Annotated in this window: 1 protein-coding gene; it reads left to right on the forward strand. The window is 42.4% G+C overall.

The window, feature by feature from the left end:
• Positions 1-237, forward strand: a 237-nt coding sequence (locus tag IM295_RS23195) for a hypothetical protein (protein WP_226859543.1), incomplete at its 5' end; no start/stop codon positions are given.
• Between the last annotated feature and the right edge of the window lie 77 nt (positions 238-314).

Below are 314 nucleotides of genomic sequence, written 5' to 3' on the forward strand. Positions count from 1 at the left end.
GTATGCGCCGAATGCGCTGGGGTGGGTGGATCCGTGGGGGGGAGCTGTGAGTGTATCGGTAAAACAAAGCCTGATTTCTATGTCGGGCCTGCGACCCCCAGAATGTTCGTCGATAGACCAAGAGCGCTCCTTGAACCGTTTACTAAGGCATACCCTGAATACGGCCAAGATAATGTTCAACAGTTGCATGCTGAAAATAGAGTTATTAATTTCGACAAGATTGATATTCTTCCATAGGAACCATGATAAATTTACAGTCTTATAATGAAGTGTTAGATTTTTTGGAGCTTTTTTTCCAAAAATATATTCTTGAT

The sequence above is a fragment of the Enterobacter cloacae complex sp. P14RS genome (assembly GCF_014895895.1).
Taxonomy (GTDB): Bacteria; Pseudomonadota; Gammaproteobacteria; order Enterobacterales; family Enterobacteriaceae; genus Enterobacter; species Enterobacter bugandensis.